Below are 461 nucleotides of genomic sequence, written 5' to 3'. Positions count from 1 at the left end.
GAACGCGTCTTCTCCCTCCGCGACGAATTCGGCGGCTGGGACCCCCGCCGCCAACGCCCCGAACTCTGGCAGCTCTACAACGGCCGCCACTCCCCCGGCGAACACGTCCGCGTCTTCCCCCTGTCCAACTGGACCGAACTCGACGTGTGGCAGTACATCGGCCGCGAGAAGATCGAACTCCCCGCCATCTACTACGCCCACCAACGCGAAGTCTTCTCCCGCGACGGCATGTGGCTCTCCCCCGGCCACTGGGGCGGCCCCACCGACACCGAGAAGGAAACCCTGCAGACCCGCACCGTGCGCTACCGCACCGTCGGCGACATGTCCTGCACCGGCGCCGTCGACTCCGACGCCGACACCAACGAAGCGATCATCACCGAGATCGCCGCATCACGCCTGACCGAACGCGGCGCGACCCGCGCCGACGACAAGATGTCCGAAGCCGCCATGGAAGACCGCAA

General features: G+C 67.7%; 1 protein-coding gene. It reads left to right on the top strand.

The genetic code is table 11. The annotated features are described in order from the left end of the window. Positions 1-461 (top strand): sulfate adenylyltransferase subunit CysD (gene cysD / locus ACL06G_RS21500; protein ID WP_412836529.1); only part of this gene is annotated, 461 nt, incomplete at both ends.

This window comes from Streptomyces callyspongiae (assembly GCF_047200695.1).
Classification (GTDB): domain Bacteria; phylum Actinomycetota; class Actinomycetes; order Streptomycetales; family Streptomycetaceae; genus Streptomyces.
Note: the sequence above shows the minus strand (reverse complement) of the source record. Positions and strands in the feature narration are given on the sequence as shown.